The following is a 21686-nucleotide window of genomic DNA, read 5'->3' as shown; positions in this document are numbered from 1 at the left end:
CCTCCGCATCTGGCACCTGCGTGCTTCACCAAACACCAGGACCATGAGCGCGGGAGAGGTAGCGGCAGCCCGGGCGGGAGCGAGAACTAGGCCCTGATCAGCACCGGACCGCGCGCGGCAAATCCCAGCCCGACATCCTGCCCCGGCACAAAGGGTGCATCGACGTCGGACGACACGGCAAAGACCTCGCCAAACTCGGTGCCGACCATGAACTCCAGGTCGGAGCCGACATAGGTCACCTTGTCGAGCCGGCCCGGTATGGTGCGTGGGCTGCCGGCCGGCTTGATCTCGATGCGGCTCGGCCGCACCGCGAGCTTGGCCGGCCCCGGCGACATGCCGCGCGCGTCGAGCTTCGTTTCGAGCCCGCCCAGCAGCACATTGGCCAGTCCGCCTTCGACCGAGGCGATCTCGCAGTCGAAGATGTTGGCCTCGCCGATGAAGTCGGCGACGAAGGCGTCGGCCGGCGCGTCGTAGAGTTCGCGCGGCGTGCCGTCCTGGGCGATGACGGCGTTGTTCATGACGATGATGCGGTCGGAGACGGCCAGCGCCTCTTCCTGGTCGTGGGTGACATAGACCACCGTCAGCCCGAGCTTGGTCTGGATGTCGCGGATTTCCTCGCGCACCCGCCGCCTCAGCTTGGCGTCGAGATTGGACAGTGGCTCGTCGAACAGCAGCACCTGCGGCTCGAGCACCAGCGCGCGCGCCACCGCGACGCGTTGCTGCTGGCCGCCCGACAATTCGCTCGGCAGGCGGCTGCCGTAGCCGCCAAGGCCGACAAGTTCGAGCCCGGCACGGGCGCGGTCGCCGATCTCCTTCTTGGCGAAACCGGAGAACTTGAGCCCGTACTGGACGTTTTCATTGACCGTCATATGCGGAAACAGCGCATAGGACTGGAACACCATCGACACGTCGCGGTCGGTCGCCGGCAGATGCGTGACATCGGCCCCGCCGATCAGGATCTGTCCACGCGTCGCCATCTCCAGCCCGGCGATCATACGCAGCGTCGTGGTCTTGCCGCATCCGGAGGGCCCGAGCAGCGTCACCAGCTTGCCCGCCTCGACAAACAGCGACACGTTGTTGACCGCCGGCACCGGGCTCTTGCCGTAGACCTTGGTGACCGCGCGGAACTCCACCGAAGCGGCGTTGCTCTTGATCATCAGCTACCTCCCGAAAATGCCGGCTGGCTTACATTGGTGCGCGACTGTGACAGCTCATGCCCGCGCCGGCCGATGTTGCGGCGGCCGACCACAAGCTGCATCAGTCCGACCACCGCCAGCATGACGCCGATCAGCACCGCCGAATAGGCAATCGCGATGCCATATTCGTTGTTTTCGACACGGCCGACGATGTAGCTGGTCGACATGTCGTAGCGGGCGCTGACCAAAAAGATGATGGCGCTGATCGCCGTCATGGCGCGGACGAAGGAATAGACCAGTGCGGCAACGATCGCCGGCCTGAGCAACGGCAGCACCACCCGGTAAAACGTCTGCCAGGAATTGGCGCCGAGCGTCAGTGACGACTCGTCGAGGCTCTTGTCGATCTGCGACATCGACGCCACGCCTGCCCGCACGCCCACCGGCATGTTGCGGAAGATGAACGACAAGACAAGGATGATGCCGGTGCCGGTCAGCTCGATCGGCGGCACGTTGAAGGCAATCACGTAACTCACGCCGATCACCGTGCCGGGGATGGCAAAGGACAGCATGGTGCCGAACTCGAAGGCATTCTTGCCGGCAAAGTTCTGCCGCACCAAGAGATAGGCGGTGAGCAGGCCGATGGCTGCCGTCAGCGGCGACGAGATCAACGCGATCTGCAAGGTCGTCCAGAACGAACTCCAGGCCGAGCCTTTCCAGTGGATGCCGAAATCGTTCCAGCCGACGGCAAAGGCCTTCACATAATGGGCGAAGGTCAGGCTGTGATCGACGCCCCACAGCTTGACGAAACTGCCGTAGAAGATGGTCGCGTAGACGAAGATGGTAAAGGCGACCCAGAACCCGGCCATGCCGTAGACGGCGCGCTTGAGCGCCGTCGGCAATTGCGGATGCACGCCGGCATCGCCCTTGCCCGACATCGTCGTGTAGGACTTCTTGCCGAGCCAGAAACGCTGGGCGTAGAAGGCAAGCAGCGTGAAGGCGAGCAGCACCAGTGCCAGGATCGCCGCCTGCGCCTCGTCGTTCTGGGCGCCGACGATGGCAAAGAATATCTCCGTCGACAGCACGTCGAAATTGCCGCCCAGCACCAGCGGATTGCCGAAGTCGGCCATGCTTTCGATGAAGCCGAGCAGGAAGGCGTTGGCGAGGCCGGGCCGCATCAAGGGCAGCGACACCGTCCAGAAGGTCTGCCAGCGGTTGGCGCGCAAGGTCTGCGCCGCCTCCTCCATCGACGGGCTGACACCCTCGACGACGCCGATCAGCACCAGAAAGGCGATCGGGGTGAAGGCGAGCAACTGGGCGATCAGCAGGCCGGGCAGGCCGTAGATCCAGCGCGTCGGCTGGATGCCGAACAGCTCCGAAAATGTCTGCGTCACAGCACCCGACAGGCCAAACAGCAAGATGATGGCGAGGCCGATGACGAAGGGCGGCGTGATGATCGGCAGCACCGTCAGCGCCCTGAGCAGGGTGCCATGACGGAATCCGGTGCGGGTGACCATCAGCGCGAAGACCAGTCCAAGGACCGTCGTCAAAACGCCGACGAGCACGGCAAGAAACAGCGAGTTCCAGGCGACGCCGCAGCGGCTGCCGCCGGCAAGGCAATCGAGGCTCCACAGCCTGGCGCTGAACAGCTTGCCAAGGAAGATCGTCAGCGAATAGCTGCCGTCTTCGGTGATCAGCGCATTGGCCAGCATCTGCAGGATCGGCATGAAGATGAACAGGCCGACCGCCGCGACCACAAACGCGATGGTCGACACAACGAAGACGTCGCCGCCGACAGCGCCTCGCGCCGCAAGACCTTGGGAAAACAGGAACAGGAAGGCGAGGCCGACCAGAAGCGCGCCATAGCCCATGCCGAACTGGCGGTCGCCGAGATCGCCAAACAGGCCTTGCAGCCAGCCGAACTGCCAGCCGCGCAGGCCGATGGCAAAACCCTGGAACAACAGCCAGGCAAAACCCGCCGCACCGATCGCCACGAGCAGCTTGCCAAACAGCGGGTCGGACTTTTTCCGCCCCCACAACAGCAACGGCGCCGCCAGCAACAGGCCGAGCGGCGCGAGCCACAGCTTTTCGCCCTTGAGATTGAGCACCAGGGCCGGTGCGAACTCGCTGTCGAGCGGATAACCCTCAAACAGCCAGGACAAGCCGAAGAACCCGTCTTCGACGCCATACCAGGGCAGCACGGCAAAGCCGAGCAATCCGACCACCATCCACAGGACGACGGTCGGATGCAGGCGGCCGCTCAGGTCGCGGGAGCGCATGGATTATTGCGGCAGCGAGGAGACCTCCGTGTCCCATTTGCCAAGCAGCCGCTTGCGCTCTTCGCTCGAACCGTACTTCTTGAAGTCGTAGTCGATCAGCTTGATCGTCGACAGGTCGGGCGTCAGCTCGGACACGGTCGCCGCCTTGTTCGACGGCAGCTGGAACGACTTGACGTCCTTGGCCTTGCCCTGCATCTCCGCCGACAGCGCCCAGTCGTAGAACTTCTTGGCCGCCTCGACATTGCGGGCGCCCTTGATCAGCGACATCGAGCCGATCTCGTAACCGGTGCCTTCGCACGGTGCGACAGTGACGATCGGGAAGCCCGCCGCCGTCTGCGCCACCGCGTCGTGCATGAACACGATGCCGATGGTGGTTTCACCGAGGCCCGCGGCCTTGATCGGCGCCGAGCCCGACTTGGTGTACTGGTTGATGTTCTTGTGCAGGGCCTTCATGTATTCGAAGCCCTTGTCCTCGCCCATCAGCTGCACCATCGTTGCCAGCGTCGTGTAGGCGGTACCGGACGAGTTCGGGTTGGCGATCTGGATCTGGCCCTTGTATTCGGCCTTGGCCAGATCGGCCCAGCATTTCGGCTCGGGCAGACCGTTCTTGGCCAGCAGGTCCTTATTGTAGCCGAAGCCGAGCGCGCCAGAATAGACGCCGATGGTCTTGTTGCCGGCGGCCTCGGCCTGCTTGATCGCCCAGTCGTGCAGCTCGCCGCGCATCGGCGACATGTATTCCTCGGTCAGGTTCTCCTCGGCTGCCTGCAGATGCGGGTCACCGGTGCCGCCCCACCAGACGTCGCCCTTGGGATTGCTCGCTTCGGCGCGCACCTGGGCATAGGTCTCGCCCGAGCTCTTGCGGGTCATGTCGACGGTGATGCCGGTCTTTTCCTCGAATCCGGTCTTGATCTGCTGGCACCAGGCCTCGTCGGCGCTGCAATAGAGCGTCAGGCTTTCAGCATGCGCCGACGCGCCGCCGGCCATCATCAACCCGGCCAGCGCGGCCGAACGCAAAAGGGCAGTTTTCATATTTCGATTCCTCCACACAATTATTCGCCGTCTAACGATCTGTTGTCGCTTTGGTCACTTGCAGAGTGAGTGCTTTTTACGCATTTTGCAATCGTGTTCATTGCACTATCTTAAGCGTCATGAACCCAAACGGGCCAAGGTGATACAATCGAAGCCGACAGTGCTTTAGTACCGACAAAAGGAATGAACGGGCGAAAATGCCGAAGGACAAGAAGACCATCCGCAAGGCGAGCAACGGCGAGATCATCGCCCAGGTTGCGGCCATTCCGTTCCGGCTGAATGGCCGGGGCGAACTCGAGGTCATGCTTGTCACCTCGCGCGGCACGCGTCGTTTCATCGTCCCCAAGGGCTGGCCGATGAAGGGCAAGAGCGGGCGCCAGGCCGCGCTGATCGAGGCACGCGAAGAGGCGGGCGTGCGCGGCAAGGCGCTGAAAAAGCCGGCCGGCAGCTACTGCTACTGGAAACGGCTGTCGACGAGCTTCGTCCATGTCGTGGTCACCGCCTATCTCGTCGAAGTCAGCGAGGAACTCGAGGCCTGGCAGGAGGCTGGCGCCCGCCAACGCGCCTGGCTGACGCCGGCCGATGCCGCCGTGCTGATCGACGAGCCCGAGCTTGCCACCCTCATCCGCACCCTGTCGGTTGGAGATGCCATGCCGCCGGTCGAGGCCATGGCCGAAGCGGCATCCTAGGCGCGCCCACGGCCCTGCAAGATTGCAGCTCAAGCATTGCAGACATGACAATCCGATTGTATCAGGGACAGGGCGTTGCACATTTGTGCAACGCTTGCGAAGCGGTTCGCCGCGTGACCAAACCGGAGCTGTGCAATGTCCGAAATGAAGCCGGGCAGGTCATTCGTCAGCGCACAGCAGGTGGCGGAGCTGGCCGGCGTGTCGCGCTCGGCGGTGTCGCGCACCTTTACCGATGGCGCCAGCGTTTCGGAAACCACCCGCAAGAAGGTGCTGGAAGCAGCCGAGCAGCTCGGCTACCACGTCAATCATCTCGCCCGCAGCCTGATCCATGAAGACAGCGGCATCGTCTGCCTGATCGGCGCCGACCTCAACACGCCCTATCATTCGCGCCTGCTCGACGCGATCACGCGGCGTCTGCAGGCGATCAACCGCGTGGCCATGGTCATCAACACCTCGGGTGACAGCGACAGCGCCGAGGCCGCCCTGCGCCAGACGCTCAACTACCGCGCCAATGCCACCGTCGTCTTGTCGGGCACGCCGCCGGCGTCGCTGATCAACACCTGCATCAACAGCGGCCAGCACGTCATCCTGATCAACCGCGACGACCATCTCGACGGCCCCGAAAGCATCACCGTCGACAATACGGTCGCGGCCCGCGAAGCCTTCCACATGCTGCATCGCGCCGGCTGCCGCCGTATCGCGGTCGTTTCATCGCAGGCCGGCACACCGAGCCTGGTGGCGCGCGAGCGCGGTTTCGAGCAAGCGGCACAGGAAGCGGGCCTCGCCGTCTCCATCACCCGCGCCGGCCCGACCGGCTATGGTGCCGGCTTCGAAGCCGGACGGCTGCTGCTCAGCGGCTCGGACCGGCCCGACGCCGCCTTCTGCGTCACCGACCTGCTCGCCTGCGGCTTCATGGATGCGGCGCGTGTCGAATTCGGCATGAACGTGCCGGCTGATCTCTGCGTCGTCGGCTTTGACGACATCGAGCAGGCGAGCTGGGCGTCTTATCAGTTGACCACCTTCCGCCAGCCGATCGCCCAGATCGCCGAACACATCACGACTTTGCTCGACAGCGACAATTCGGCCGTTCACAACGGCCCGGACGTTCACAACGGCCCGGACGTTGTCAGCGGCTCGGGCGGCGTCAGTGGCTCGGGCGGCGTCAGTGGCAGCCGCATCTGCTTTCACGCTGCTCCGGTCTGGCGCCGCACCGTGCGGCCCAAATGATCCCTTGACGTTACCTCGCCGGTGGCGAGGTCGACGGAGAAATCACGCGACGGCTGGCTGTCGAGCCAGTCCATCATCATGCGCATGAACGAACCGAAACGATCCTGCAGGCTGCCCTGCGGCCATGAGCCGGCGGCGTATCGCTGCGCTGTCAGGCGATAGGCAGCGATGCGCGCCGGATCGATGAAGTCGAGCGCGACCTCCCTGCCCTTGCGCAGCCGGTACCAGTCGACGATCACCTCGAACAGCGCCAACGCAGCCATCGTCCCTGCTTCATCCTGGGCGGACCCGATCACGGCCCCGGCATCCTCGACGGACAGCGGCCGGGAGGTGGCGGCGAAGGCATCGAGGTCGCCAAGGGTCAGCTGCGGCACCAGACGAGCCAGATCCTGCGGCCACTCCTTGGGCAGGTAGCGGTGGCGCACCATTTCAGTGAGGTGCCGGCTGAGGAAGTCGGCATGGCTGGTCGCTTCGGTGACGGCAGCCGAGACGCCATCCCTTGCCGCCTCGATGCGGTAGTGGGCAAACGCCGCGTCATAACAGGGCACATCGGCGATGGTGATGGTCTCGACATCCAGGCGCTCGCCGTCAAACTCGACGATCTTGTAGGCAGGCGGAAAGCCGACCATCGACGGCACGGCGATGTTGACGAGGAAATCGTCACCGTCGCGGAAGACGGCGGTGTCGTTGATGTGCAGGTGGCCGCTGAAATGCAGCTTGATGCCGGTCGCGGCAGCGACCCTTGAAACCTCTGGATTGGGCGTGCGGCGCAGGAAGCTGGTGTCGTTGAGCAGCCTGGCTTCGTCGGTCGAGGTGCCGTTGAGCGGATCGATGACGGGATAATGCGAAAACGCGATCAGCCGCTTGCCCGACGCCTTCGCCCGGGCCGCCACGTCCTTCATCCAGTCGAGCACGAAACCCTTGTTGCGCAGCATCGAATTCCAGCCGGCATCGGTGCTGTCGTGGTAGCTTTTCTCCAACGCCGGATCGAGCTCGCCATCCCTTGGTTCGAACACATTGGCATCGATCGACAGCAGCCACATGCCTTCGACCGGCTCGACCAGGAAGGAGGCATCGATCATGCGCCTGATGGTCTGCCCATCAGCGGAAACGATCTCGAAGCTGCGTAGCTCCAGCCTGTCGTCGGTCCCGAACGGGCACTCCCAGTGCAGGTCGCCGTCGCGCCGGAAGAAGCCATAGGCGCCCAGCGCCGGGATCGCCGTGCCGTAGCCGCCGCAATACATCTCGTCCGAGACGATGCGTTCGACGGAGCCTCCCTGCTGCATCGCCGGATCGCTCGTCACCAGCGTGTGCGAACCATCAGTGTTGAGGTAACGCTTGCTCTGGTGGCGGCCATGGATGGCATAGAGATCGTGATTGCCTGGTGTGGCGACAAAACGCAGGCCGAAGCGCCTGGAGTAGTCGTCGAGAAGCGCGGTCGCCGCCGCCATCGTCGATTGCTGGCCGTCGTCGGTCAGGTCGCCGGCAACGATAACAAGAAAAATGCCGCGCCGCACGATGTCGTCGAGCAGCGCGCGGGTCGCATGAAAGCTCTCGTTGAACACCCGCGTCGAGGCCGCCGTATCGGCCAGCGTCCGCATCGCCGCCCCTGCGCCGACACCGACACCTTGGCGGTGGTTGATGTCGTGGAAATGCGGGTCGGCGATGACGGCAATCTTCATTTCATTCTCGCTGCGAACGGGCCGAGCCGTCAGTTGTTGAGGACAAGGGCAGGTGCAGGCAATCCCTTGTCGATCATGGCAATCCATTGCGCCGCCTTGCGGGCGGCTGCGACCAGCATCGGCTTGGGCGCCTCGTGCCATTCGTCGCGGCGCAGCTCGCGCTTGGTGCGCACATGGTCGAGGGCTGCGTCGAGGGTGGGGAATTTCTCGGGCATCTCGACATGCAGGAACAGTGCGACCAGCGATACCGAACGGCTGCGGCCGCCACGGCAGTTGACCAGCACATTGCCCTTCTCGCGCCGCCTGTAGGTGGCCTTGTCAGGCAGCACCTGGCTGAGTGCCCCACGCAGCAGGTAGAAGCCCGACAGCATCATCGTCTCGGGATTGCCGTGGCCATCGATCAGCCCGAGCTTGTAGTAGCGCACGGCACCGACGCCGTAGATGGCATCGGCCGCCTCGCCCTCGCCGAACGGCTCGGTGGCGTAGTTGAAGTCGAGATTGACGGCACAGTTCACCACCGTGGTGATGTTTTTTTCCCTCAGCAGTTCGAGGTCGCCGGCGCCGTCCATGCCGCCGACATAGATGTCGATGCCGTAGCCGGCGATGTCGCGTTCGATCAGGCTGAGCGCCGGGCGCTCATATCGCGGGCTGGTGCGGTCCAATTTGGGTGGCCTTGATGCTCGATGGTGTCTCAAAAATTCACTTGCCGGCTTCGAGCGCGATGCCGGTCGCCTCGCTCATGCCAAGCGCCACGCCAGGTGCCGCCGCCAGCACCGCGCCGCCCTTGGTCAGCCCGCCGAGCGACAGGAAGGGAGCGACGACGCCGCCTGCTTCCTTGACCATCAGCAGCCCGGCGAGGCAGTCCCAGGCATGCATGTGCAATTCGGCATAGGCGTCCGAGCGGCCATCGGCGACATAAGCGAGGCCCAGCGCGCCCGACGCGCCACGGCGCACATTGGCGCCGCGCTCGAGGATGTTGGACAGCACTTCGAGATAGCGCTTGTTGGTCTTGCGGTTCGACCAGCCGAACTCGACGCAGGCGGCATCGAAATCGCTTGTCCCGGCAACCGACAGGGCCTTGCCGTTGCGGGTTCCACCATGCCCGCGACGAGCGAAATACAGCTCGTCCAGCACCGGATTGTAGATCGCGCCGATCTCGGTCTCGCCATTGCTGACGAAGGCGATCGAAATGCAGAAATGCGGAATGTCACGGGCGAAGTTCGCCGTGCCGTCGATCGGATCGACGACCCAGATGTCCGACTTGATGGCGCCGCCGCCCTCCTCGCCGAGAAAGCCATCCTCGGGGAATTCTTCGGCGATGCGCGCCTTGAGGTGCCGCTCCACCGCCGCATCCGTCTCGGTCAGGAAATCCTGCGGCCCCTTCATGCCGAAGCCGGCCACCCGGTTGGTGAAGCCGTCAAGCGCCACCGCACCCGCCGAACGTGCGATATCGCGGCAGAATGCTGCGCGCCGGTCGAGGCCGGTTTCATCAGTCGCTTTGGTGGCTGTCGCGTGAACCGTCATTTTTATGCCGCCTGTGATATCTGTTGATCTCAAATTGCACAGGTGTGCAAAATCGTCAACGCATTAAGTCGAATAATGTTTCGGCACTTCCTGGAACCTGGTGCAGCCAGCAATGTCGTAGGGATGCACACGCGTTCTTTCGTCATGCCGCGTCTCGCGCGCGGGCATCGCGACCGCAGGAGATCCGCCGCGCCACCCGCATCAGCGAGGGATAGTCGGCGCCTTCGCCCAATGCGACGTAGCCCGGGCACATGAAGTCGCTTGTATCGGTGGCGACCTTGCCAAGCGTCAAAGGGTGATAGCTGCCCCCGGCCTGTTTGAGGATGAGTACCGCCGCCGCGACGTCCCACGGGTTGCTGCCAAACCCGGCCGAGGCATCGACCCAGCCGGCAGCGACATGGCACAGGCTGAGCGCGCCGCTGCCTGGCCGGCGCAATGTCGAAAATGTCTCGACCAGCTCGCCGAAATTGGCCAGCGTCTGCTCGTGGCCGTCGAGCCGGAAGTCGCGCGCCACAGGGTAGCCCGTGATCAACGTCGCGTGGCGCTCGTCTGCGATGGCGCGCGAGCGCAACGGTTCGCCGTTCAGCCAAGCGCCGGTCAGGTCGGCCGAAAACAGCATGCCGGCGACCGGGTCGTAGACCGCACCGGCAACGACCTCGCCATCGATCGCCACGCCGACCGAGACGCACCAGAAGGCAAAGCCTCGGGCGAAGTTGGAGGTGCCGTCGATCGGATCGACATACCAGCGCACCCGGCCGGCACCGCTTTCGCCGGCCTCCTCGCCAATCACCACGGAACCGGGCACCTCGCCCAGGATGAAGGCGCGGATCGCCACTTCCGCTTCCTTGTCGTATCGGGTCACCACATCATGCAGATCGACCTTGTAGTCGACTGCCATGTTGGAGCGGAATGCCGCCAGCAGCGGGGCGCGCATCAGCTGCGCCGCCTGTTCGGCGACCGTTCTCAGGCGCCTGGACTCCTCGATGCCAGTCATGCCGCGATCCCGCGTGTGGCTTGATGGAAAAGACCGAGCAGCCCGACCGGGTCGGCGACGATGGCATCGGGCTTGAGCTTCAATTCATAGGGCAGGTCGTAGGTGCCCTTGGCTTCCATCAAGATGTTGCCGCCGATGCCGGCGCGTTTGCCGCACAGCACGTCGCGGTCGAAATTGTCGCCGACATACCAGGCCTCGCCTGCTTCGACACCGAGCGCCCGCGTCGCCAGCCAGATCATCTCCGGGTTGGGCTTGCGCAGCTTGACCTCGTCGCTGTGGATGATGGTGGCAAACCGGGCGGTCAGCCCGTGCGCGTCGAGGAAGTCGAGATGGACCTGCCCGCACAAGGCATTGCTGACGATGCCGACCGGCACGCCTGCCGCGTCGGCGGCATCGAACAGGTCGAGCATGCCCTTGCGCAGCACGCGTTCGCTCTTCCAGTTGCCCATCTTGCGGCAGAGATCATAGGCTTCGGTCACAACCACGTCTCGCGCCTGTCGCGGCCAGTCGCCGGCGACAAAGTCGCCCCAGAACTCCTCATGCCTCAGTTCGCGCGGCGCCAATGGCCGCGACATCGCATCCTTCCAGTGCGAGTCGGCGATGGCGGCAGCCTTGATGTCGTCGGTGATCTGTTCGACCGAAAGCTCGGGCGCTGCAACGCCGGCCCTGTCGAGCAGGCCGCGCACATACCCTCCCAGCCGTTCCTGCCAACCCGGCAGATGCGTGGTCGACACGATGACGCCGCCGAAATCGAGCAGCAGTGCCTTGGGAGCCGCGAGTTGCCTCGCCGAGGTTGCAGTCATTCAAAATCTCCAAGTCACCAGGTGCAAAGTCGTACGGTGGAAAAAAGTGGACGGAGCCGAAGGAGAAAGGCTCCGTCCCAGTCCACCGGAAAGCTATTTCTTGTAGGCGACGCGCCAGAGGTCCTGCCAATCCTGGCGCGCATCCCAGTCTGCGAGCGCCGTCGAGGCGTCGTATTGCTGCAGCCTGTCCAGCACCTTGCCGATGCCGGAGGGCTCGTCGGCGGGCAGGCCGATGTCAGGGTTGGTCGGCAGCTTGCCGTCCTTCACCTGCGGGGCGATGCCTTCTTCGGTCAGGATGTAGTGGATGAACAGCTTGGCCGCATTCGGGCTCTTGGTGCCGGTGGCGATCAGCCCGAGCTTGACATAGGTCCAGCCCGGCCAGGGATCGAGCCCTTCGCAAAGCCCGAGCTTGAAGCCCTTGTCGGCATTGTCGCGGAACTTGGCCGAGCTCATCAGCCCGAAGAACGGCTCCTTCTGGCCCGGCGCGCCCACCGCTTCCGAGATCGCGTCGTCGGCGTCGGCAAGCAGTGGCGCGTTGCCGGCAAAGCCCTTGACCCAGGCTGCCGTGGCGCTGTCTTCGCCGACCTCGATGTCCTTGCCGAACAGCGCCTTGTAGGCGGCCTTCATCTTGTCGTCGTCATGGGTCGCGGTCTGGTTGAACCAGTCGGGATAGGTGCCCTTCGACAGCGGATCGTAGAAGGCGACCTTGCCTTTCCACTTCGGCTCGGTCAGCTCCCAGATGTTCTTGATCGGGCAGGCGCTGTAGACCTCGGTGTTGTAGGCCCAGACCGAGGCATTGGTGGTGATCGCCAGCGGGTTCTGGAACTTGACCGGGATCTTGTCGGCCATGTCTGGCGGCAGATAACTCTCGACGAACTTCTGCGGCAGAAGCTGCGCCAGGCCGGCCGGCGCGTCGGTGATCAGCACCACGTCGCCCTTGACGTTCTTGGCCTGGCCCTCGCGGATGATCATCTCGAGCTGCGCGCTCGCCGACACCTTGATGCCGGTCGCCTTCACCCCGTATTTGGCGGTGAAGTTCTCGGCCATTTCAACGATCTTGCCGGTGCTGTCATAGATGTTGATCGGCGCTTCCTTTTTCGCCGCCTCGACCAGCGCATTGAGGTCGAAGGCCTCGGCGCGCGCCGGCGCCGATGCCATCAAGGCAGCCGTCATCATGGTGGCCAGCGCCGTCGTTGCCAGTGCAAAATTCCTGCTCGTTCCAAGTGCCGGTTTCATCGTTTCCTCCCCAAAAATCCGGCTGAAACGCGCCCGACATTGTTGCCGGGCGCGGCAGTCGCAAGCGTCATTTCTTGTAGTTGATGCGCCAGAGGTCCTGCCAATCCTGGCGCGCGTCCCAGTCGCTCTGGGCCGACGCCGAGTCGTAGGGGAAGATCTGGTCAAGCACCTTGCCGATGCCCGAGGGCTCGTCGTCAGGCAGCTTGGCATCGCTGTTGGTCGACATCTTGCCGTCGGCAGCCTGCGGGGCGATGCCCTCGTCGGTCATCAGGTAGTGGATGAACAGCTTGGCCGCATTCGGGCTGTCGGTGCCCTTGGCGATGAAGCCGAGGCTCGGATACATCCAGCCGGCGAAGGGCTTCAGGTCGGTGCACAGGCCAAGCTTGGAACCGACATCCTGGTTGTTGCGGAACTTGGCCGAGCTGATCAGGCCGATGAACTGCTCCTTCTGGTCGGGTGCTCCGACTGCCTGTGCGGCTGCCTCGTCGGCGTCGGTGAGCAGCGGGCCGTTGGCGGCCAGCGCCTTGACCCAGGCACCGGTGGCGCCGTCCTCGCCCGCTTCGAGATCCTTGCCGTAATAGTCCTTGTAGGCCGCCGCCACCTTGTCGTCGGCGTTGGTCGCCATCTGGTTGAACCAGTCGACATAGGACGCCTTGTTGAGCGGGTCCTGCATGGCGAGCTTGCCCTTCCACTTGGCCTCCGTCAGCTCCCAGATGTTCTTGACCGGGCAGCTCTGATTGAGCTCGGTATTGTAGGCAAAGACATTGGCTTCGTTGGAGACGGTCAGCGGGTTCTGGTACTGCGCCGGGATCTTGGCGGCGAGATCCGGCGGCAGCCAGCTCTCGACGAAGCCCTGCGGCACCAGCTGCGCCACACCCGCCGGCACGTCGCTGATCTGGATGACATCGCCCTGGACGTTCTTGGCCTGGCCTTCGCGGATCACCATTTCGAGCTGTGCCGCGGCATTGGCCTTGGTGCCCGTCGCCTGCACGCCGTATTTCTTGGTGAAGGCCTCGGCCTGCTTCACGATCTTGCCGGTGCTCGAATAGACTGCGATCGGCGGCTCTTTCTTGGCCGCCTCGATCAGCGCGTTGAGGTCGAACTCCTCGGCCTGCGCGGCCCCGGCAAACAGGCCCGCAGCGACGCCAAGTGCCGTTGCTGCCAGGAGCCGTTTCACATCGCAATGTCTGCTCATCTTTTCCTCCCTCTGTCGGGCCGGCGTCATGCCGGCCGTCTCGTTCCCGAGTGTCCTGCTTCTTCCCGCCGGGCGGTCCTCCACCGCCCGCCGAACCTGTCAGTGCAGCTTGGTCGGCCGCATCAGCCGGTCCGCCGCCTCCAGGCGCTGGCCCGCCTTGTCGAAGACATGCAGCGCCTTTGATTTGGCCCACCAGGTCACGGCATCGCCGACCTCGATTTCCGGCGACTGGTGCGTGGTCAAAAACAGCTTTTCGCCTGAGGCGGTCAGCTCGATGATCCAGCTGCCGCCGGTCGGCAAGATGCCCGTCACCTCGGCCTCGCCAGACAGCGCCCCTTCGGCGACGCCGCGCTCGGCGTCGGCCAGCCTGAGAGCTTCCGGACGGATGCCGATCGAACCGGCGTCGCGCAGCTCGGCAAAGCGTGAGCCGAGATAGGCATTGGCCAGCCGTGACAGCTCGGATTTGGCGTCGCCGAGTTCGACGATGTTGATCGGCGGGTTGCCGACGAACTGCGCGACGAAACGGTTGGCCGGACGGTCATAGATGTCGTTGGGCGTGCCGACCTGCTGCAACTGCCCTTCGCTCATCACGGCGATGGTGGTGGCCAGCGTCATTGCCTCCCACTGGTCGTGGGTGACGAACACGATGGTGGTCTTGAACTCTGCATGCAGCCGCTTGAGTTCGGCGCGCATTTCGAGCCGGAGTGCGGCGTCGAGGTTGGACAGCGGCTCGTCGAGCAGCAGCACCTCGGGATTGACCGCCAGCATGCGGGCCAGTGCGACGCGCTGCTGCTGGCCGCCCGAAAGCTGCGAGGGATAGCGGTCGCGGTACTTTTCGATGCCGAGCGTCTTCATCACCTGGTCGACACGCTGTTCGCGCTCGGCCTTGGGCATCTTGCGCAGCCTGAGGCCGAAATCGGTGTTGCGCTCGATGGTCAGATGCGGCCACAGCGCATAGCTCTGGAACACCAGCCCCATCTCGCGCCGTTCCGGCGGCACGAACACGCCTTCGACGACGGAGTCGACCAGCTTCGGGCCGACGCGGATTTCGCCTGCCGTCAGGTGCTCCAGCCCGGCGATCATGCGCAATGTCGTCGTCTTGCCGCAGCCGGAAGGTCCCAGCAGGCACATGAATTCGCCGTCGCCGATTTCGAGGTCGAGATCGGCCACCGCATTGGCGGAGTTGCCGCCATAGTTCTTCTCGACGCCGCTCAGGTTGATCTTCGGCATGTCAGTTCCCCAGTCCTTGCGCGAGATTGGTCTTGGTCAGTTTCTGGCCGAGCAGCGCGCCGAAATAGGCGAGACCGGCGATGATCAGCACGACGGCGTTGGCGGCCTGCGTGTAGTGGTAGTCGACCAGCCGCAGCGAATAGGTGGTCAGCACGTCGGTCGACGGCACCGCCAGCACCACGAACAGGCTCAGCCCCTTGATGCCCGAGATGAAGGGCAGCAGGATGCCTGTCGTCAGCGACCCTTTCTGGATCGGGATGACGATCGAGATCATGCGACGGAACCAGCCGGCGCCGGCGATCTGTGCTGCCTCTTCCGGTTCCTTGCCGAGCTGCGTCATCGCGGCGATGCCGGCGCGCGAGGCATAAGGCATCTGGTCGGCGATCAGCGCCAGCATCAGGATCAGTGTCGTTCCGTAAAGCGCGGGGATCGGCCCGCGCGGCACCGCAAACAGTGACAGGTAGGCTGCGGCAAAGGCGATGCCCGGCACGAGATATGGCAGGAACGTCACCTGGCGCAGGAAGGTGCCGAGCGGCCTCACCGGGGTGCGGGCCACGACATAACCGACCAGCAGCCCGAGAATGCCGGAGGTGATCGAAGCGACGCCGACGATGCGCAGGCTGTTCCAGGCGGCGTTCCACAGATCGGGGCTGAGCAGGATGCCGGTCTGCAGCGCCACCGTGTTGAGATTGGTGCCGATCCAGTAGTCGAGCGTGAAATTGTCCAGGTTGAACTGGCCCGGCATGCGCATGATCGTCGACAAAAACAGCGTGCCGATCGGCAGGCCGACACTGAGCACGAACATCAGCGCGGCAAAGCCGGTTGCCGGCATCCTGAGGATACCGAGCGGGCTCAGCCGGTTCATCGAGCCCTTCGAGCCGATGGTCACGAAACGGCGCGCTTCGCGCATCAGCCGGGCATCGATGGTGATGGTGATGATGCCGATCAGCATGATCGCACCGGCCAGCACCGCGCCCACGCCGACCTGGCGCGACGAGATATTCTGGTACAGCGACGTCGCCAGCACGTCGAAATTGACCGGCAGGCCGAGCACGTAAGGCACACCGAACTCGCCGAGGCACTTGGCGAAGATCAGCACCATCGCCGACATCAGCGACGGGCGCATCAGCGGCATGATGATCTTGCTTGCCACCGTCAGCCTGCTGGCGCCGAGGATGCGGGCCGAGTCCTCGAGCTGCGAGTCGAAGCGGCGCAGCGCGTTGCCGAACAACAAGATGACGAAGGGCGAATAATGCAGCGCCAGGATGATGGTCACCGGCAGCTGGCCATAAGACAGCCAGTCGGGCGGCGAAAAGCCAAGCGATTCCATCCAGCCCGGCTGGCCGCCGACAGTACGGTTCTTGAACAAGGTCGTCCAGGCCAGCGCGAAGGTCCAGGCCGGCAGCATGTAGGGCACGATGAGCGCGGTGGCGAACCAGCGCCGCCCGAACATGTCGGTGCGGCTGAGCAGCCAGGCGAGTGTGCCGCCAACCAGCATCGACAGCGTGATCGCGCCTGCCGCCACGCTGAGCGTGTTGACCAGCGGCTCCCAGAACAGGTCATGCGAGATGCGCGAGAAAAAGACGCGGTCGATATAGTACCAGGTCAGTTCGCCGACATCCTGCTTGATGCGGCGCTCGTCGCCGAATTGCACCCGCATCGCATCCGACAGCATCGAGATGATCGGCACGACGATGAGATAGGCAAACAGTGCCGCCGCCAGGATGCCGATCGTCGTCGTCGGCTCGCGCAGCGCCACCTTCAGCCGGTAGCGCAGACGCTGCCCGCGGGTCGGCGCGGCAAGGGATGCCTTGAGCGGCCGCATCGCCACCGCCTTGACCGATGTCTGGGACGAACCGGTCACGAGGCAACGCCTTGCGGGCACATTCCATCATGGCCGCAACGTGCGGAACCGGGAACGATGCGGCGCGAAGGCACGGCATGGCTGGCATGCAATGGCACGGGCATGAATTCTCCTCCGTTGGGCGCCTTGAAGCGGAACCTGCGCGCTTGCGACCCCAGCCGCCCGGCACACCTCACCCGCCCCGCTTCCGACGCCACCGCCCCTCCAAGCGGTGCGGCACATTCCCGTGCCTGTTGGCATATTCATTCCATTGGCGGTACGTTCGTGTCAATGCGGAATCCGCAAAAAATTGCACAGGCGTGCAAATGTTATGAATTTGCTTGAACTAGCTATGTTTTCTGCGGCCAGGCTTGACGACGCTGCAATCCAGACGTTCCACATTGGCAAAAACATGCACTGCCGTGCAATGCACAAAAAGCCGCCTTGCCGAAACCTGTTGAAATCAACGGAAAAGCAGCGTCGGCGCCCGATGAGGACGGCGCCTCTTTCGCAGTGCACGCAACATCTCTAGGGTGCGCCGCACGTAAAGAACCGCAAGGAATCGGCAATGTCGAACGAGCAGAAATCAGCGCCGGCAAAGAACGGCAAGGTGGCGCTGATCACCGGCGTAACCGGACAGGACGGCGCTTATCTCGCCGAAATCCTGATCGCGAAGGGTTATGTCGTCCACGGCATCAAGCGCCGCTCGTCGTCCTTCAACACCGGCCGCATCGAACATCTCTACGAGGATCCGCATGTCGCCGACCCCCGGCTGATCCTGCATCACGGCGACCTCACCGACGCCACCAACCTGATCCGAATCGTGCAGGAAACCCAGCCCGACGAGATCTACAATCTCGGCGCCCAGTCGCATGTCCAGGTCAGCTTCGAAACGCCCGAATACACCGCCAATTCCGATGCGCTCGGCCCGCTCCGGCTGCTCGAGGCGATCCGCCTGCTCGGCCTCGTCGGCAAGACGCGTTTCTACCAGGCTTCGACGTCGGAGCTTTACGGCAACATTCCTGCGCCGCAGCACGAGACCTCGGGCTTCGCCCCGCGCTCGCCTTATGCGGCCGCAAAACTCTATGCCTACTGGATCGTCGCCAACTACCGCGAGGCCTATGGCATCCACGCCTCCAACGGCATCCTGTTCAACCATGAAAGCCCGCTGCGCGGCGAAACCTTCGTCACCCGCAAGATCAGCCGTGCCGTGGCGGCGATCGAGGCCGGCACCCAGGATCGCCTCTATCTCGGCAATCTCGACGCCCGCCGCGACTGGGGCCATGCCCGCGACTACGCGCTCGGCATGTGGATGATGCTGCAGCAGGACAAGCCCGACGATTATGTGCTCGCCACCGGCGAGGCCCACAAGATCCGCACCTTTGTCGAAAAAGCCTTCGCCGAGATCGGCATCACCATCGCATGGCGCGGCCAAGGCGTTGGTGAAACCGGTGTCGACAGCGCCACCGGCCGCGTTCTCGTTCAGATCGACCCGCGCTATTTTCGCCCCACCGAAGTCGACTATCTGCTCGGCGACGCCTCCAAGGCGCGGACAGCGCTCGGCTGGCATCACAACACCAGCTTCGACCAGTTGGTGGCCGAAATGGTGCGCGAGGATCGCCGCGCCTTGGCAAAGAACGGTGAGCGCACCAATGGCTGATCTGCTCTACCCGCTTGCCGGCAAGCGCGTCTGGGTCGCCGGCCATCGCGGCATGGTCGGCGCCGCCCTTGTGCGCCGACTGGCGCAGGAAGACTGCGAGGTCGTCACCGCCGGCCGCGACAGCGTCGACCTGACCCGGCAGGCCGAGGTCGAGGCCTGGCTCGCCGACACCCGCCCCCAGGCCGTATTGCTGGCTGCGGCCAAGGTCGGCGGCATCCTTGCCAACGCCACCTATCCCGCCGCGTTTCTCTACGAGAACCTGGCGATCGAGACCAACATCATCCATGCGTCCCACAAGGTCGGCGTCGAAAAGCTGCTGTTTCTCGGCTCGAGCTGCATCTACCCGAAATTCGCGGCCCAGCCGATCACGGAAGACGCGCTGCTGACGGGCGCGCTCGAGCCGACCAACGAATGGTATGCCATCGCCAAGATCGCCGGGCTCAAGCTCGCTGAAGCCTATCGCAAGCAGCATGGCGTCGACTTCATCTCGGCGATGCCGACAAACCTCTACGGCCCCGGCGACAATTTCGACCTGACGTCGAGCCATGTCCTGCCGGCACTGATCCGCAAGGCGCATGAAGCCAGGCTTTCGGGTGCCACTGAGCTGACGATCTGGGGCAGCGGCACGCCGCGGCGCGAGTTCCTGCATGTCGACGACGCCGCCGACGCGCTGGTTTTCCTGCTCAAGTCCTATTCAGGCGACCAGCACGTCAATGTCGGGTCGGGAACCGACGTGACCATCCTCGAACTGGCCGAGACGGTGGCGCGTGTCATAGGCTTTGCCGGCCGCATCGCCCTCGACACCTCAAAGCCCGACGGCACGCCGCGCAAGCTGATGAGCGGCGACAAGCTCGCCCGCCTTGGCTGGCAGCCGCGCATCGAACTCGAAAGCGGCATCCGCGCGACCTACGACTGGTTCATCGACAACAAGCTGTAGCCAGGACGGCCAGCCCCGGCCCCTGGCTGGCGCGCGCCTATTTGACGATCTGGATGCTGGTGTTGGACGGGCCGTAGGCCTGGACCAGCTGGTACAAGTCGGCCGCATTGTCGGGGTGCAGGCGCACGCAGCCATGCGAGGCCGGCCGGCCGAGGCGGCTGATGTGGTTGGTCGCATGGACCGCATAGCCGCCATTGAAGAAGATCGAATGCGGCATCGGCGCGTTGTCGTATTTCTTCGAGTACCACATCTCATGCATGCGCGTCGGCTTGTAGGAGCCCCTCGGCGTGACATAGCCGCGGCCCGCCGTCGACACCTTCCACACAAAGGCCGAGCGGCCGTCGATGATGACATGCATGCGCTGCTGGCTGATCGACACCCGCGCCACGATCTTGCTCGCCGCAAAGGCGCTGCCCTGGCCTGCCGCCAGCAATAATGCGGCGCCTGATATGGCGATGGCGGCAATGTTGACCAGTCGCTTCTTCAGTTCGGAATTCATGACGTCCCCCTTGAGCCGGTCGCACCGGCAGTAAGATGCATTTCGCAATGGACGTCTTTTGCCAGCTTCGTGTTTCCGGCGAATTTCGTTTATCTATTCTTTCTGTTTCATATTCGTTTCCACTTTACTGAATTTGATTTCGCTAGCGCCCGCGCCCGTCACGCTTGCGACGGCTCAGCTCCGATGCGGACTGCCCTGAAACAAAGCCCCCCGGCCAGCCACGACCCTATGAAAACCTTGACGTACGGGCCGGTTTTGCCGCTGAAACGGCTGCGCATGCGCCCGGCCAGCCCGCAACCTGCCCACACATGCCCACAACCTGCTTGAAACATTCGGAAGCACTAAAGGTCATCCGGCGGCATCTTCCCGATACAGCCGCCCGGCACATTCAGCTCCGACGAAACGAACGTTGCGAAGGTTGGATGAGCGCGAAACGGTTGGCAGCGAGATGGTTCCTGCGGGTGGGCGTCGCTACGGCGATTCTGTCAGGAATCGGCTTTCTGGCCAATCCTGTTAACGCCATGGCAGCTGAATTGCCGCCGGTGCAGGACATGGCACCTGCGGCCTCCGCCGCCATCTTCTTTGCAGCAGCATTGTTCGTCGCAACTCTGCACATCGGCCGGGTCCATGGGCGTGGGTGCCTGGCCTGGGTGAGCAGAACCTCACGCGTCACGCGCGGCGAGGACAGGATACCCGCGCCGTCCACGGCAGGTCAGGCGGCGCGGGTATCTCGGTAGCCGGTTTTTCAACCCCCTGAAATGGAAACGGGGCCACAGCAATGAAGAGACAATTCGCAGCATCGGTGCTTTCGGCACTGCTCTATGCCCAGGGGCTGCTTGGCTTCGCGGGCTTGGCGAGCGTGCTCCTCAAGGACAGGGCCCATGCCGAAGAGACGGCGATTGTCGAGATGGCCGCGCCGGCGGTCGTTACCCCGGCAAGCTGACATTTTGGTCAGCGCAGCGCCATCAGTTCGGGTTCTCGGTTGGAGTGGTTGTGCCGGCCTCCTGGCCGGCTGTCCTTGTCGGGGGATCGAAACGATAGCCCGAACCACGGATCGTCGTGATGCTGTCGGTGTCGAGCTTGCGGCGCAGGCGCACGATGCGCGAGTCGATCGAGCGGTCGAAGGCATCGGCACTTTCGGCCGGTGCGGCCGCCATGATGTCGTCGCGCGTCAAGACGCGCCTGGGCTGCGACAGAAACAGCTTCAGCAAGGCGATCTGGCCGGGCGACAGCTGCTCCTCCTCGCCGGTGCTGTGCATGACAAGTGCCGAGCGCAGGTCGACAGTCGAATTCTCCAGCACCACCAATTCCTGCGTGCCGCGTCCCCGGCGCGTGAGGAGGCCGCCGATGCGCGCGGCGAGCTCCCTCACCACGAGAGGGCTCTCCACGACGTCGGCGGCGCCAAGTTCGAGCGCCAGCACCTTGTCGACGAGTTCGCCCGGCCGGCAGATCAGCACGAAGTCGGGACCACCCTCGCCGCCGAAACGGCGCAGCAGGTCGCGGCCCTCGGCGGGCGTCACCCCGTCGCCCACGACAACGACATCGATGCCTTTGCCCGCCAGCAGCGGCTCGGCTTCCCAAAGCCGCTTGGCGCAGCGCACGTCGTGGCCGCGCCGTTCGAGATGATCGGTCAGGTCGGAGGCTATGACCTCCGCGATGGCGACAAGTGCTACGACCGATCTTCCAGCCACGTTCCACCCCGCATCGTCAGCCTCAGTGCGACCAT

At 64.1% G+C, this 21686-nt stretch carries 19 protein-coding genes; 5 read left to right on the top strand and 14 right to left on the bottom strand.

Annotated features, from left to right (window positions below):
* Positions 1-86: 86 nt before the first annotated feature.
* From IHE39_RS11840 to IHE39_RS11830, 3 genes are read right to left on the bottom strand one after another with little or no spacing between them, the layout of a single operon-like run.
* Positions 87-1157, bottom strand: coding sequence for an ABC transporter ATP-binding protein (locus tag IHE39_RS11840; protein WP_184772379.1), 1071 nt, complete (start codon positions 1155-1157; stop codon positions 87-89).
* On the bottom strand, positions 1157-3412 hold the full coding sequence (locus IHE39_RS11835) for an ABC transporter permease (RefSeq protein ID WP_192566563.1): 2256 nt from the start codon (positions 3410-3412) through the stop codon (positions 1157-1159). The genes IHE39_RS11840 and IHE39_RS11835 overlap by 1 nt, the downstream gene beginning before the upstream one ends.
* Before the next feature lie 3 nt (positions 3413-3415).
* Complete coding sequence (locus tag IHE39_RS11830; protein WP_184772383.1) at positions 3416-4441, bottom strand: ABC transporter substrate-binding protein; 1026 nt, start codon at positions 4439-4441, stop codon at positions 3416-3418.
* 197 nt (positions 4442-4638) lie between these two features.
* Here IHE39_RS11830 and IHE39_RS11825 point away from each other — a divergent pair, with 197 nt between their 5' ends.
* The gene (locus tag IHE39_RS11825) at positions 4639-5130 is read left to right on the top strand and encodes an NUDIX hydrolase (RefSeq protein ID WP_184772385.1); all 492 of its coding nucleotides are present in this window, start codon (positions 4639-4641) and stop codon (positions 5128-5130) included.
* Positions 5131-5265: 135 nt separating this feature from the next.
* A complete protein-coding gene (locus IHE39_RS11820) occupies positions 5266-6357 on the top strand; it encodes a LacI family DNA-binding transcriptional regulator (protein ID WP_192566562.1) in 1092 nt (363 codons plus the stop codon).
* On the opposite strand, the gene IHE39_RS11815 is transcribed toward IHE39_RS11820, so the two are convergent.
* From IHE39_RS11815 to IHE39_RS11775, 9 genes are all read right to left on the bottom strand, one after another.
* Complete coding sequence (locus IHE39_RS11815) at positions 6315-8039, bottom strand: metallophosphoesterase family protein (protein WP_192566561.1); 1725 nt, start codon at positions 8037-8039, stop codon at positions 6315-6317. The genes IHE39_RS11820 and IHE39_RS11815 overlap by 43 nt on opposite strands.
* A 29-nt stretch (positions 8040-8068) precedes the next feature.
* Positions 8069-8701: a dual specificity protein phosphatase family protein gene (locus tag IHE39_RS11810; protein WP_192566560.1), complete on the bottom strand. Its 633-nt coding sequence runs from the start codon at positions 8699-8701 to the stop codon at positions 8069-8071.
* A gap of 37 nt (positions 8702-8738) precedes the next feature.
* The gene (locus IHE39_RS11805) at positions 8739-9563 is read right to left on the bottom strand and encodes an inositol monophosphatase family protein (protein WP_192566559.1); all 825 of its coding nucleotides are present in this window, start codon (positions 9561-9563) and stop codon (positions 8739-8741) included.
* Between the two features lie 142 nt (positions 9564-9705).
* Positions 9706-10557: an inositol monophosphatase family protein gene (locus IHE39_RS11800; protein WP_184772395.1), complete on the bottom strand. Its 852-nt coding sequence runs from the start codon at positions 10555-10557 to the stop codon at positions 9706-9708.
* Complete coding sequence (locus tag IHE39_RS11795) at positions 10554-11360, bottom strand: HAD family hydrolase (RefSeq protein ID WP_184772397.1); 807 nt, start codon at positions 11358-11360, stop codon at positions 10554-10556. Before IHE39_RS11795 ends, IHE39_RS11800 begins: the two co-directional genes overlap by 4 nt.
* A 93-nt stretch (positions 11361-11453) precedes the next feature.
* Positions 11454-12596 (bottom strand): ABC transporter substrate-binding protein, encoded by a 1143-nt coding sequence (locus tag IHE39_RS11790; protein WP_192566558.1) that lies wholly within the window; start codon positions 12594-12596, stop codon positions 11454-11456.
* Between the two features lie 67 nt (positions 12597-12663).
* A complete protein-coding gene (locus tag IHE39_RS11785) occupies positions 12664-13791 on the bottom strand; it encodes an ABC transporter substrate-binding protein (protein WP_192566557.1) in 1128 nt (375 codons plus the stop codon).
* A 99-nt stretch (positions 13792-13890) separates the two neighbouring features.
* Positions 13891-15021, bottom strand: a complete 1131-nt coding sequence (locus IHE39_RS11780; RefSeq protein ID WP_192566556.1) for an ABC transporter ATP-binding protein — start codon at positions 15019-15021, stop codon at positions 13891-13893.
* A gap of 1 nt (position 15022) precedes the next feature.
* Positions 15023-16846 (bottom strand): ABC transporter permease, encoded by a 1824-nt coding sequence (locus tag IHE39_RS11775; RefSeq protein WP_192566612.1) that lies wholly within the window; start codon positions 16844-16846, stop codon positions 15023-15025.
* 586 nt (positions 16847-17432) lie between these two features.
* On the opposite strand from IHE39_RS11775, the gene gmd reads away from it, so the two are divergent.
* Together gmd and fcl are read left to right on the top strand one after the other, a co-directional pair.
* Complete coding sequence (gene gmd, locus IHE39_RS11770; RefSeq protein ID WP_192566555.1) at positions 17433-18524, top strand: GDP-mannose 4,6-dehydratase; 1092 nt, start codon at positions 17433-17435, stop codon at positions 18522-18524.
* The gene (gene fcl / locus IHE39_RS11765) at positions 18517-19461 is read left to right on the top strand and encodes a GDP-L-fucose synthase (protein WP_184772407.1); all 945 of its coding nucleotides are present in this window, start codon (positions 18517-18519) and stop codon (positions 19459-19461) included. Before gmd ends, fcl begins: the two co-directional genes overlap by 8 nt.
* 37 nt (positions 19462-19498) lie before the next feature.
* On the opposite strand, the gene IHE39_RS11760 is transcribed toward fcl, so the two are convergent.
* A complete protein-coding gene (locus IHE39_RS11760; RefSeq protein ID WP_184772409.1) occupies positions 19499-19960 on the bottom strand; it encodes a L,D-transpeptidase in 462 nt (153 codons plus the stop codon).
* Positions 19961-20738: 778 nt separating this feature from the next.
* Between IHE39_RS11760 and IHE39_RS11755 the strand changes: the two genes are divergently transcribed.
* Positions 20739-20903, top strand: a complete 165-nt coding sequence (locus IHE39_RS11755) for a hypothetical protein (RefSeq protein WP_165915910.1) — start codon at positions 20739-20741, stop codon at positions 20901-20903.
* A gap of 22 nt (positions 20904-20925) precedes the next feature.
* On the opposite strand, the gene IHE39_RS11750 is transcribed toward IHE39_RS11755, so the two are convergent.
* A complete protein-coding gene (locus IHE39_RS11750; protein ID WP_192566554.1) occupies positions 20926-21651 on the bottom strand; it encodes a winged helix-turn-helix domain-containing protein in 726 nt (241 codons plus the stop codon).
* Positions 21652-21686 lie beyond the last annotated feature (35 nt).

The organism is Aminobacter carboxidus, from assembly GCF_014863355.1.
Lineage (GTDB): Bacteria > Pseudomonadota > Alphaproteobacteria > Rhizobiales > Rhizobiaceae > Aminobacter > Aminobacter carboxidus.
The sequence above is the reverse complement of the archived record's forward strand: the minus strand, read 5'-3'. Positions and strand labels throughout refer to the sequence as shown.